General features: G+C 62.0%; 7 protein-coding genes. 6 read left to right on the top strand and 1 reads right to left on the bottom strand.

The window, feature by feature from the left end; all coding sequences use genetic code 11:
- Window positions 1–45: 45 nt before the first annotated feature.
- From GSQ93_RS24105 to GSQ93_RS24115, 3 genes are read left to right on the top strand one after another with little or no spacing between them, the layout of a single operon-like run.
- Window positions 46–1539, top strand: coding sequence for an efflux transporter outer membrane subunit (locus GSQ93_RS24105; RefSeq protein ID WP_158938145.1), 1494 nt, complete (start codon window positions 46–48; stop codon window positions 1537–1539).
- Window positions 1536–2786, top strand: coding sequence for an efflux RND transporter periplasmic adaptor subunit (locus tag GSQ93_RS24110; protein ID WP_158938146.1), 1251 nt, complete (start codon window positions 1536–1538; stop codon window positions 2784–2786). The genes GSQ93_RS24105 and GSQ93_RS24110 overlap by 4 nt, the downstream gene beginning before the upstream one ends.
- The gene (locus tag GSQ93_RS24115) at window positions 2783–5896 is read left to right on the top strand and encodes an efflux RND transporter permease subunit (RefSeq protein WP_158938147.1); all 3114 of its coding nucleotides are present in this window, start codon (window positions 2783–2785) and stop codon (window positions 5894–5896) included. The genes GSQ93_RS24110 and GSQ93_RS24115 overlap by 4 nt, the downstream gene beginning before the upstream one ends.
- Window positions 5897–6005: 109 nt before the next feature.
- Here the strand turns inward: GSQ93_RS24115 and hpnJ are convergent, their stop codons facing one another.
- A complete protein-coding gene (hpnJ, locus tag GSQ93_RS24120; protein WP_158938148.1) occupies window positions 6006–7427 on the bottom strand; it encodes a hopanoid biosynthesis associated radical SAM protein HpnJ in 1422 nt (473 codons plus the stop codon).
- A 772-nt stretch (window positions 7428–8199) separates the two neighbouring features.
- On the opposite strand from hpnJ, the gene GSQ93_RS24125 reads away from it, so the two are divergent.
- From GSQ93_RS24125 to catA, 3 genes are all read left to right on the top strand, one after another.
- Complete coding sequence (locus GSQ93_RS24125) at window positions 8200–9396, top strand: porin (protein ID WP_254074024.1); 1197 nt, start codon at window positions 8200–8202, stop codon at window positions 9394–9396.
- A 338-nt stretch (window positions 9397–9734) separates the two neighbouring features.
- Entirely contained in the window at window positions 9735–10880 is a 1146-nt protein-coding gene (locus GSQ93_RS24130) for a muconate/chloromuconate family cycloisomerase (RefSeq protein WP_158938149.1), read from the top strand.
- Window positions 10881–10944: 64 nt separating this feature from the next.
- Entirely contained in the window at window positions 10945–11853 is a 909-nt protein-coding gene (catA, locus tag GSQ93_RS24135; RefSeq protein WP_158938150.1) for a catechol 1,2-dioxygenase, read from the top strand.
- The last annotated feature ends 46 nt before the right edge of the window (window positions 11854–11899 follow it).

Consider the following 11899-nt stretch of genomic DNA (forward strand, 5'->3'; position numbering starts at 1 on the left):
GTCCCGCTACGCTGGGGTCTTCATCGTAGCGGGAGAAATCCTTCCATGTCCGAGCCTTGTCGTTCGGCACCGTCGAGGCGCCCCAAGCACCTGTCTAGCACGCGCTTGCGTGCGCTCCACGTCCTCGCCACGGGGCTTGCGTTCGCGGTCTGCGGCTGCTCGCTCGTGCCGGCCTACACGCGTCCTGATCCGCCGCTCGCCCAGGGTTTTGACGGCGCCGTCCAGACCTCGCTTGCCGATACCACCCCGGTGCGCAGCGCATGGTGGCGCGCCTACCAGGACCCCGCGCTCGATGCGCTCGTCGAGCGGAGCCTGAGCAGCAATTATTCGCTGGCGTCGGCCGTCGCGACGGTGGAGCAGGCGCGTGGCAATGCCGAGAAGGCGGGCGCGCCGCTCTTTCCGTCGCTGACACTCGGCAGTACGTATGATCGTGGTCATCAGGGCGGCAACGGCGGCGGGAAAGGTTCAACCAGCAAGAGCCAGAGCGTATTTGCCGAAGCCAGCTACGAAATCGATTTCTGGGGGCTCAACGCGGCGAACGCCAACGCCGCCGCGCTGCTCGCCCGGGCTTCTGAGTTCGACCGCGACACGGTAGCGCTCACGCTGACAGCGTCGGTGGTCAATACCTACTTCGAGATCCAGTCGCTGCGGCGCCGCGTGGCCCTGGCCCAGACAGTTTCCGCCGATGCCTCGCGCATACTCCAGTTGCTGCTCGCGCAACAGGGCGCGGGCGTCGCGACCGAACTGCAGGTTCAGCAGCAGCGCAATGCGCTCGCCACGTTCCAGGCAGCCGTCCCGGTCCTGCGACTGCAACTCGAACAAGGCCTTCATGCGCTGGCGGTGCTGACCGGATCCGCGCCGGAAGGCTTCGAGGTGGGCGACGCGCCCTTGAGCGCCATTCCGATTCCGGCCGTGCGGCCGAACCTGCCATCGAGCCTGCTCGAGACGCGGCCCGACATCCGTTCGAAGGAAGCGAGCCTGCAGTCCGCGAACTACAGCGTGGGCGCGGCGCGCGCCGCGTTCTTCCCGAATATCACGCTGACGGCCGATGGCGGCTTGAGCAGCGGCTCGCTGGAGTATTTCCTGGCGAGCCCCTTCGCTACCCTTGCTACGTCGCTGGCGGCGCCCGTGTTCGATGGCGGCGCGCTGCGGGGCCAGCTTCATGCAAACCGGGCTGCGTTCGACAAGGGCGCGGCGGACTATCGGCAGACCATCATGACTGCGCTGCAGGACGTGGAGGACTCGCTGTCCACGGCGCGCCAGCAGCAGCTCGCAGAAGCCGCGGACCAGGCCGCCGCCGACGCCGCGCTCAAGGCGGTGACGCTTGCCGAGGCGCAGTACAAGTTCGGGACCGTGGACTTCCTCACTGTCCTCGACGCCCAGCGCACCTTGTATCAATCGGAAGACACGCTGGTGCAGACGCGCCTCTTGCGGCTGCAGGCATCGGTTGGCCTGTTCCGCGCCTTCGGCGGCGGCTTTGGCGTAACCGAGGCCGACACCGGTCCCCGCTCATCCCAATCGAATCCCGGCAACTCATGAAACAAGAACACGTTCCACTCGAACCTGCGGCAATGCCCGTGCGCGCCCAAGGCCGCGATCGTCGCAAGCTGCCGGCGTTGGTGCTGGCGGTAGCCGTTGTGCTCGCGCTGAGCACCTTCTGGCTGTGGCCAAGACACCCGCCGGTGGCGCTTGTTTCAGCCGTGCCAGTCGATGCCGGCCACGCCGTGCTGCGAGACTTTCCCATCCGCGTCGACGCGGTGGGCACCGTCCAGGCGCTCAACCTGGTCGACGTGAAAGTGCGCGTGGACGGGCAACTTGCGCGCATCGCGTTCAGAGAAGGCCAGGACGTGCAGGCCGGGCAGGTGCTGGCGCAGCTCGACCAGGGGCCGCTCACGGCGCAACTGCATCAGGCGCAGGCGGCGCAGCGCAAGGACCAGGCGAGCCTTGACAACGCGCGCCTCGACCTCGCGCGCTTTTCGAAGCTGGTCGGCATCGGGGCGGCGACCTCGCAAAGCGCGGACACCGCCAAATCGCAGGTCGAGTCGCTGGTGGCGAGCGTGGCCGCGGATGCCGCGCTGGTCCAGAGCGACCAGCTCCAGCTCGACTTCACCACGCTCTACGCGCCTTTTACGGGCCGCGCGGGCGCGCGCGAAGCGGATCTCGGCGCCATCGTCCATCCGGCTGACACCACTGGTGTCGTCACCGTGACTCAGATGGAACCGATCACCGTGCTGTTCTCCGTGCCGCAGGACGCGCTGCCCGAGGTGCTCGCGAACCAGGCGAAAGCGCCGCTGACTGTCAGGGTGACCAGCCGTTCGGGAGGCGAGGCACTGGCTGAAGGCACGCTTGTCTTCATCGACAGCATTGTGGATGCGAGCACAGGGCAGATCAAGATGAAGGCGTCATTCACGAATCGCGACCGCAAGCTGTGGCCGGGCGAACTGGTCAACGCGCAGGTGCTGGTGCGCACCAGCCGCCAGCGTCTCGCGGTGCCAAGCCGCGCGGTGATCAACAGCCAGAGCGGAACGCAGTTGTACACCATCACGCCAAACGGCGAGGCGCAGTTGCGGCCGGTGAGGACGGGCCTGAGCGTGGACGGCATGACGGAGATTCTCGGCGGCGTGGCGGCAGGCGAACGGGTGGTGTTCGATGGCCAGAGCCGCCTGAACCCCGGCACGCGGGTGAATGCGAAGATCATCGCGGCAGCTCCGGACGTGCCGGGCGGCTCGGGTGGCTCCGGTGGTTCAGGCGTGTCTTCCAACGATACGGTAGGAGATCCTTCATGAGCCTGCTCGAGTTCTTCATCCGGCGGCGCATCGCGACCAGCTTCCTGGCGATCGCCGTGCTGCTGGTCGGCACGGTGGCGTACTTCCTGCTGCCGGTCGCGCCTTTGCCGCAGGTCGATTTTCCGACTATCCAGATCGTCGCCAAGTTGCCGGGCGCGAGCGCCGAGACCATGGCGACCTCGGTGGCGACGCCGCTCGAACGACAGTTGTCGCTGATCGCGGGCATCACGCAGATGACCTCCTCGAGCTCGCTTGGCACGACCAGCATAGCCGTGCAGTTCGACCTGTCACGCGACATAAACGGTGCGGCGCAGGATGTGCAGACGGCCATCAACGCGGCGGGCGGCACATTGCCGAAGAACCTGCCGAACCCGCCCACCTATGAGAAGGTCAATCCCGCCGACTTCACGCTGCTCTCGCTCGCGCTCACGTCGCCATCGCTTACGCTCACGCAGCTTGATGGCTACGCCGAAGACTATCTCGCGCAGCAGATCTCGCAGATGCCGGGCGTGGGCCTCGTCGACTTCCACGGTCAGCAACGTCCGTCCGTGCGTATCCAGATCGACCCCGACATGCTTGCTGCCCGCGGGCTCACGCTGGAGGACGTGCGTGCCATCGTAGGCGTGCAGACAGTGAACGCACCGAAGGGCAGCCTCAACGGTCCAGACCGCTCGGTGGTCTTCAACGCAACCGACCAGCTCACCTCGATCCGCGGTTATCGCGACCTGGTCGTGGCCTACAAGAACGGCGCGCCGATCCGCCTGCGGGACCTGGGCACGGTGGTGAGCGCCGCCGAGGACACGCAGGAGGCGGCATGGCTGCAGCATGACCGGGCGATCATCCTCGATGTCCACAAGCAGCCCGGCTATAACGTGGTGAAGACCATCGCCAACATCAACGCGGCGCTCCCGGCGCTGCGGGCGACCCTGCCTGCGGCGGCCCATTTGCACGTGGTCGGCGACCGCACCCAGACGATCAACGCTTCCGTCCATGACGTGCAGTTCACCCTGATGCTCACAGTCGGACTGGTGGTGATGGTGATCTTCGTGTTCCTGCGTAATGTGTGGGCGACCGTGATCCCGAGTCTCACGATCCCGCTCTCGCTGGTGGCGACCTTCGCCGTGATGTACCTGCTCGACTACAGCGTCGACAATCTCTCACTGATGGGCCTGACCATCGCCGTGGGCTTCGTGGTGGACGACGCGATTGTCGTGATCGAGAACGTGATGCGGCACATCGAAGAAGGCGTGCCGCGCATGCAGGCCGCCTTGCTCGGCGCGCGCGAGGTGCGCTTCACCATCATCTCCATGACCATCTCCCTGATCGCGGTGTTTATCCCCATCTTGCTGATGGGCGGGATCGTAGGGCGCCTCTTTCGCGAGTTCGCGGTCACGGTGAGCGCTGCGATCATCATGTCGGCGGTCGTCTCGCTCACGCTTACGCCGATGCTGTGCGGCTGGCTCATCCGCACGCCCGGCAGTGACGCCGGCCGCATGCGCAAGCTCGAAGGCTGGCTTGAGACGGGCTTCACGTGGGTGGAACGGCGCTACGAGCGCGGACTTGACTGGGTTCTGTGCCATCAGAAAACGATGCTCGGTGTGACCGTTGCAACGGTCTTCGCCACGGTTGCCCTGTTCGTTGCCATACCCAAGGGATTCTTCCCGCAAGAGGATTCCGGGCTGATCCAGGGCGTGGCGCAAGCTGCCCCGGACATCTCCCCGCAATTGATGGCCACGAAGATGCAGCAGCTTGGCCATATCATCGAGGCCGATCCCGCTGTCGACAACGTGTATTACTGGATCGGCGCGAACCCGACCGTGAGTCAGGGCCGGGTCATGATCAACCTCAAGCCGTTCGGCGTTCGCACGGCGAGCGCGGGACAGGTGCTCAATCGCCTCAAGCCCAAGCTAACGAAGGTGGTGGGAATCACGCTCGGCATGCAGGTGCGGCAGGACATCCAGGTGGGCGGCCGGGTCAGCGCGGCGCAATACCAGTACACGCTGCAGGCGCCGGACGTTGTCCTGCTGAATCACTGGGCGCAAGTCCTCACCACTCGCCTCGCCGCGCTGCCCGAAATTACTGACGTCATTTCCGATCAGCAGGCGTCCGCCACGAGCGCGACGCTCGTGATCGATCGCAGCACGGCGTCGCGCTTCGGGATCACCGCGCAGGCTATCGACGACACGCTCTACGACGCTTTCGGCCAGCGCCAGGTCGCGACCCTGTTCACGCAACTGAACCAGTACTACGTAGTCGAGGAAGTCGATCCGCGCTTTCAGCTGACCATCGACGCGCTTTCGCGCCTGTACGTTCGCTCCCCCGCGACCGGCGCGCTTGTGCCGCTCAGCACGCTGGCGAAGATAGAGAACAACGTCTCGCCGATATCCGTGAATCACCAGGGCCTGTTCCCGTCGGTCACGATCTCGTTCAACCTTGCATCCGGTCAGTCGCTCGGCAACGCGGTGGCCGCGATCCGCCGGGCCGAAATCGCCGCGCGCAAGCCCGACGCGCTGACCACCACGTTCCAGGGTACGGCGCAGGCGTTCCAGGCGTCCCTCGCAAGCGAGCCTTACCTGATCGCCGCGGCGCTTGTCGTGGTCTACCTGATCCTCGGCATTCTTTACGAGAGCGCGATTCATCCGCTCACCATCATCTCAACGTTGCCGTCGGCGGGCGTAGGGGCGCTGCTGGCGCTGATGCTGTGCGGGCAGGACCTGTCGATCATGGGGATCATCGGCATCATTCTCCTGATCGGCATCGTGAAGAAGAACGCCATCATGATGATCGACTTCGCCCTGGTGGCCGAGCGGGAGCGCGGCATGACCCCGCACGACGCGATCCGCCAGGCCTGCGTGCTGCGGTTTCGCCCGATCATGATGACCACGCTCGCAGCGCTTTTTGGCGCCTTGCCGCTTGCGCTCGGGCACGGAGCTGGCGCGGAATTGCGGGTGCCGCTCGGGATCGCGATCGTAGGCGGCCTGATCCTCTCGCAGATGCTGACGCTGTTCACCACGCCCGTCGTTCATCTCTGGTTCGACAGACTCGCGCACTGGATCGACGTCAAGCGCTCTGCGGACCCGGCCGCCGGACGCGATCCGGCTCATTCGTAGCTGGCAACCTGGCCGATGATCGCGAGGACGGTCAGGAAGACTCGCCACACAGGCGTAAGGGGGACCTTGAAAGTGAAGGAGGCGGGTGTGTCGCTCTACACATCCCGCTTCATGCCTCGTGAGCCCGCAGGAATTTGAAAAATGCCACACCTTCCTGCAGGCGCCGCTTCATCATCTCCCAGCTCATCAGCATCTCGCGCACGATCTCCCAGATCTTTGATGGCCTGAAATAGAAGCGCTTATAGAATTCTTCCACGCTGTGATAGATCTCGTCGCTTGAGAGATGCGGATAGCTGATCGCCGCCAGCTGGACGCCCGTGGCGCTCACCAGATTGCTGATGTTATTTTCTTTCAGCCAGCCATTCTCGATTGCCTGTTTGTGCAGGGACGTGCCCGGGTAGGGCGCGGCGAGGGAGACCTGGATCGTATGGGGGTTGATCTCCTTCGCGTATTCAATGGTCTTCTGAATCGTCTCGTGTGTTTCGCCCGGCAATCCGATAATGAAGGTGCCGTGAATCTTGATGTCGAGCTTGCGGCAGTCCTCGCTGAAGCGGCGCGCGATGTCGGTGCGCAACCCTTTCTTGATGTTAAGGAGGATCTGGTCGTCGCCGGATTCGTAGCCGACCAGCAGGAGCCGCAGTCCGTTATCCTTCATCACCTTGAGGGTCGAGTACGGCACGTTTGCTTTCGCGTTGCATGACCATGTCACGCCCAACTTGCCCAAGCCGCGCGCGATCTCTTCGGCGCGGGGCTTGAAGTCCGTGAAGGTATCGTCGTCGAACATGATCTCCTTGACTTCGGGCATGTTGTCCCTGATCCACGTCACTTCCGCGATCACATTCTCGACCGAACGCGTGCGATAACGATGACCGCCCACGGTCTGCGGCCAGAGGCAGAAGGTGCACTTCGATCGGCAACCACGACCGGTATAGATCGATACATACGGATGCTTGAGGTAGCCGCTGAAATAGTTCTCAATCTTCAGATCGCGTTTGTAGACCGGCGCGACGAAAGGCAACTCGTCCATGTTCTCAAGGATCGGGCGGGCGTCGTTGTGCATGATCCCGCCATCGGGTAAGCGATAGCTCAGTCCCAGAATCGACTCGAACGGCAGTTCTTTCGCGATGTCCCGGCACGTGAAATCGAATTCTTCACGGCACACGAAGTCGATCGCCTCGCTTGCCGTGAGCGAGCCGTGAGGGTCGACCGCGACCTTAGCCCCCACCATGCCGATGAGTATTGTCGGCATGCGTTGTTTCAAATGCTCCGCGAACAACGCGTCGGTAGGAAACGACGGTGTGCTCGTATGAATGATGACCAGGTCGTACTCTTCCGCGATGTCGAGTGACGCCTCCACGGAGAGGCCGTCCGCGGGAGCGTCCAGAACGCGGCTGCCCGCGATCAGCGCGGCGGGCTGTGCAAGCCAGGTGGGATACCAGAAGGACCGGATCTCGCGCCTGGTCTGGTAGCGCGAACCTGCTCCGCCACCGAAGCCGTCGAACGACGGGGCCTGAAGAAACAGTGTTTTCATGGGTGCTCCGAAGAATATTGAAGAGCTGACCGGCTCGCCCGTCCGCTTCGGGCAGAGGCGACGGGCAACGCAAAGACTACGGATGTGATCGGATCAGGTCTCCAAGATAGATCGGGCTTTTAATCGAGTGCGGAATGGGCGCTGTGCCAGGGCATCGTGTCTCGGCGCAGCGGGGGCCGCAAGACAGGCAGAAGCCGGCGCGCTCGCGATCGGACAGCGAAGCCTCGGATGCATGCCGCATGTCTCCGTATTCAAGGTATGCAGGCCTGTTCGGATAAGCCACGTTCTTACTGAGCCGAGTCGCGCGGAGGAACGACGAGTCGGTGAGCGAACGATGCTCGGATTATCCTTAAGGGATGCTTAACCTGGGTCCAAGCGGTAATCGTGCTGAATGGGATTCGAAAGAGATCAGGGGAAATGACAGGCTGAAGGCCGGCACACGGCAGAGGCCGTGCGCTCCTTCCCGGTCGCGTTCGCAATGGACACCTTTCCCGGACACGAAACGTCGCGTTGTCTGACTTTCCACAACGACAGCGAGCAAGCAAAGTGTGAATACGCTACCAGTCAATGACTTGGTCCGCGAGAAAACTGGCACGTGCCTTGCACTACGGTTGCGTCCAGGTGCCGTGCTAGTCACATCAAGGTCTGTGCTGAAAAATCTCGAACCCGTTAGGTTGCCGAACTGCTACGCGTCTGCCGGTCGCGTAGCAGCCAGCCGGTACAAGCTGGCGGCTGGAGTTGGCCTCCAAGAACGGACGGACAGGGAAGCAGCGTGAACAGATCATCGAAATCAATAATTTATCTGCGATACCCTGGAGGAAAGGTGAGAAGTCGTTATTTAGGCATACTATTCTTTGGATCTGTGATGCTCTCCTCCGGAGCTAAGGCGCAAAGCTCCGTTACGCTGTATGGAACGCTGGATGAGGCTGCGGTCTATTTTAATAATGCAGGACATGGCTCTCTCTTCCAGATGCAAGGCGGCGACCTGGATGCGAACAGATGGGGATTGAAGGGCGAAGAGGATCTTGGTAATGGCATCAAGGCAGTCTTCGACCTTGAAAATGGCTTCGAAATTAATTCAGGGGCCCTTGCGCAAGGCGGCCGGGAATTTGGCATGCAGGCGTTCGTTGGTTTGTCGAGTGACTCCTTGGGAACACTGACGCTCGGTCGCCAGTACGATCCCATCGTGGATCTGGTCCAGCCCATTACCGCCGACGGCTACGGCGCCGCGTTCTCGACACCTGGCGACGCGGACAACAACGACAACACGCTTTGGGTCGACAATGCAGTCAAGTATGTGAGCCCGAACTATGCCGGATTTCAGTATGAGTTGCTCTACGCTCTCGGCGGTGTAGCGGGCAGCACGACGTCCGGCCAAACCTATTCAGCGGCGGCGCTCTACGGAAACGGAGGATTCAGCTTTGCCGTGGGCTACTTCTTCGCCAAGAATGACGAGGCGGGCGGGAACGGCTCGGCGGATCAAATCCAAAACAATTCCGTGACGCCGCTCTTCGGCGATACAGCCTTTGTCGGCTCGCGACAGATAGCGCAGGCCGCGGCTCAATACGTAATCGGTTCGCTTACCGCGAATGTGCGATACAGCAATGTGGAGTACAAACCTTACGTCGATTTCGGAGCGTTCAATCGTACCGAGAACTTTAATATAGGCGCCGCTTCGCTTGGCTGGCAGGTCAGGCCGACAGTCCTGCTGGCGATTGGCTACACCTTCACGAAATCGAGCGGAGCAGCGTCCGCGACGTACAACTCGGTGGCTGCCACTTCGCAGTACAGCCTGTCCAAGCGAACCGTACTGTACGCGACGGCCGGCTATACGCATGCGAGCGGTTCGACCTTCAGCAGCGACGGCGCAACCCTCATGCCTGCGGGAGGGACTGTGAGCGACATGACATCGAGCTCCAGCACACCGAACCAGGTCGCCTTGTTGATCGGCATCCTGCACAGATTCTGAGCTTAAGGCGGTTGGCTTCATGATCTCTGGCTCCAGCCGCAAGGCAGCGTCGACATTGGAGCTGCTCCTAAGACCCGAGGCATGAGCAGTACGTGGCAAAACGCCGATGAAGAGGCGAGTGGATTCATGGGCCCTCCCTTTGCCGAATCTTCCCGTTTCGTCCACTAGTTCCGGGAGGGTCGAATTTTGTCGACGCTGTCTTCAAGACTGTAAGTTCAACGTTCACCTATTAGAAAAATATCCGCTCCATACCTTCAGGGTATGAAAGTAGTCGGAAGCGGTGTTGGACTTCCTGGTTCGTTTCTTTCTACCATGTGTGCTCCTGGAGGGAACGCACGATGGTGACAGAAGTAAAACCAACGCTAAAAGCAGCGGTGCAAATCGAAAGCGTGGAAACGCTGCTGATAGACGTACCAACGATCCGGCCGCATCGCCTGTCGGTCGCGACCATGAATTGCCAGACCCTGGTGCTGGTCCGGATTCGCTGCTCGGACGGCATAAGCGGCGTGGGCGAGGGCACGACCATCGGCGGTCTCGCGTATGGCGAGGAGAGTCCCGAGAGCATCAAGGTCAATATTGATACCTACTTCGCGCCCTTGCTCAAAGGGTTGGATGCAACGCGGCCCGGTGCGGCCATGGCGAAGCTGCGCAAGCTGTTCCAAGGCAATCGTTTTGCGAAATGCGCGGTGGAAACGGCGCTCTTCGACGCCCAGGCTCAACGGATCGGCGTGCCGCTGTCGGAGTTGTTCGGCGGCCGCGTGACGGACTCGGTTGAAGTGGCGTGGACGCTGGCGAGCGGCAATACACGGCGTGACATCGATGAAGCCGAGCAGATGCTGGACCTGCGGCGGCATCGCGTGTTCAAGCTGAAGATTGGTTCGGGCGCGGTGGCTGACGATGTAGCCCATGTCGTGGCAATCAAGAAAGCGCTCGGTGAGCGCGGCGACGTGCGCGTGGATGTGAACCAGGCATGGAGCGAGTCTGACGCCATCTGGGCGTTGCCGCGCTTCGCCGATGCCGGCGTCAGTCTTGTCGAGCAACCCATAGCCGCGACGAATCACGCGGGCCTCAAGCGCCTCACCGACCTCGCCCGCGTGCCGATCATGGCTGACGAAGCACTGCATGGCCCAGCCGATGCATTCGCACTGGCGAGCAACCGTTCCGCCGATGTCTTCGCCGTCAAGATTGCCCAGTCCGGCGGACTGCTGGGCGCGGCAAGCGTTGCATCGATCGCGCTTGCGGCTCATATCGACTTGTATGGCGGCACGATGCTGGAGGGAGCGATCGGCACGATTGCATCGGCGCAACTGTTCAGCACGTTCGGCTCGTTAAAGTGGGGGACGGAGTTGTTCGGCCCGCTCTTGCTGACCGAGGAAATTCTCACTGAACCCCTGCGATATGAAGACTTTTCGCTGCACCTGCCGCACGGTCCAGGTCTGGGCGTCACGCTCGACTGGGAACGGATCGAACGGCTGCGGCGTTGACTCTCACTAATCTGCACTAGTTCGCACTCACCGCACCGCCCCCCTACAACACATGGAGACAAACATGAACCACCCAGCTATCGACGCGCTGCTCAAGACCATTAACGACAGCGCCACCAGCGACGGCAATGCGCGCACGAAGGCGATCGTGAACCGCGTGATACGAGACCTGTTTTATACGATTGAAGATCTCGATGTACAGCCCGATGAGTTCTGGACCGCGCTAAACTATCTAGGCGAAGCGGGCAAGAGCGGTGAGCTTGGACTGCTTGCTGCGGGCTTGGGCTTCGAGCATTTCCTCGACTTGCGGATGGATGAGGCGGAAGCGAAGGCAGGACTTGAAGGCGGTACGCCGCGCACGATCGAAGGGCCGTTGTATGTGGCCGGCGCGCCGGAGTCGGTCGGGCATGCACGTCTGGACGACGGCACGGATCCGGGCGAAACGCTCGTGATGCGCGGTCGCGTGATTGGCGAAGATGGCGCACCGCTCAAGGATGCGCTGGTTGAGGTATGGCACGCCAATCATCTGGGGAACTACTCATATTTCGACGCATCGCAACCTGCCTTCAATCTGCGTCGAACCATTCGTACCGATAACGCGGGTAACTACAGCTTTACGAGTGTTGTACCGGTCGGCTACAGCGTGCCGCCGGCGGGCAAGACCCAGCAATTACTCGACCAGTTGGGCCGCCACGGTCATCGTCCGGCGCATATCCACTTCTTTATCTCAGCGCCGGGTTATCGCAAGCTGACGACGCAGATCAACATTGATGGCGATCCGTATCTGTGGGACGACTTCGCATTTGCCACGCGCGATGGTCTTGTACCCGCGCTTAAAAAGGCGGAAGGGGCAGAAGGCAAACCGTATGGCGTGGAGGGTCAGTTCGTGCTGATCGATTTCGACTTCACACTATTCAAGCAACGCGAAGATGTGAAAAGCACGGAGGTCGAACGCGTGCGCGCGGGAGCCTGATAGTCGCAGAGGTCGAACACCTTGAAGCCTGGATCGCTGCTTACCG

Origin of the sequence: Burkholderia sp. S171 (assembly GCF_009766085.1) — a bacterium.
Classification (GTDB): domain Bacteria; phylum Pseudomonadota; class Gammaproteobacteria; order Burkholderiales; family Burkholderiaceae; genus Caballeronia.

What these genes read in the sequence shown, in the direction of transcription:
- GSQ93_RS24105 (WP_158938145.1), top strand. Translation starts at nt 46, where the DNA reads ATGTCCGAGCCTTGTCGTTCGGCACCGTCGAGGCGCCCCAAGCACCTG.
- GSQ93_RS24110 (WP_158938146.1), top strand. Translation starts at nt 1,536, where the DNA reads ATGAAACAAGAACACGTTCCACTCGAACCTGCGGCAATGCCCGTGCGC.
- GSQ93_RS24115 (WP_158938147.1), top strand. Translation starts at nt 2,783, where the DNA reads ATGAGCCTGCTCGAGTTCTTCATCCGGCGGCGCATCGCGACCAGCTTC.
- hpnJ (WP_158938148.1), bottom strand. Translation starts at nt 7,427, where the DNA reads ATGAAAACACTGTTTCTTCAGGCCCCGTCGTTCGACGGCTTCGGTGGC.
- GSQ93_RS24130 (WP_158938149.1), top strand. Translation starts at nt 9,735, where the DNA reads ATGGTGACAGAAGTAAAACCAACGCTAAAAGCAGCGGTGCAAATCGAA.
- catA (WP_158938150.1), top strand. Translation starts at nt 10,945, where the DNA reads ATGAACCACCCAGCTATCGACGCGCTGCTCAAGACCATTAACGACAGC.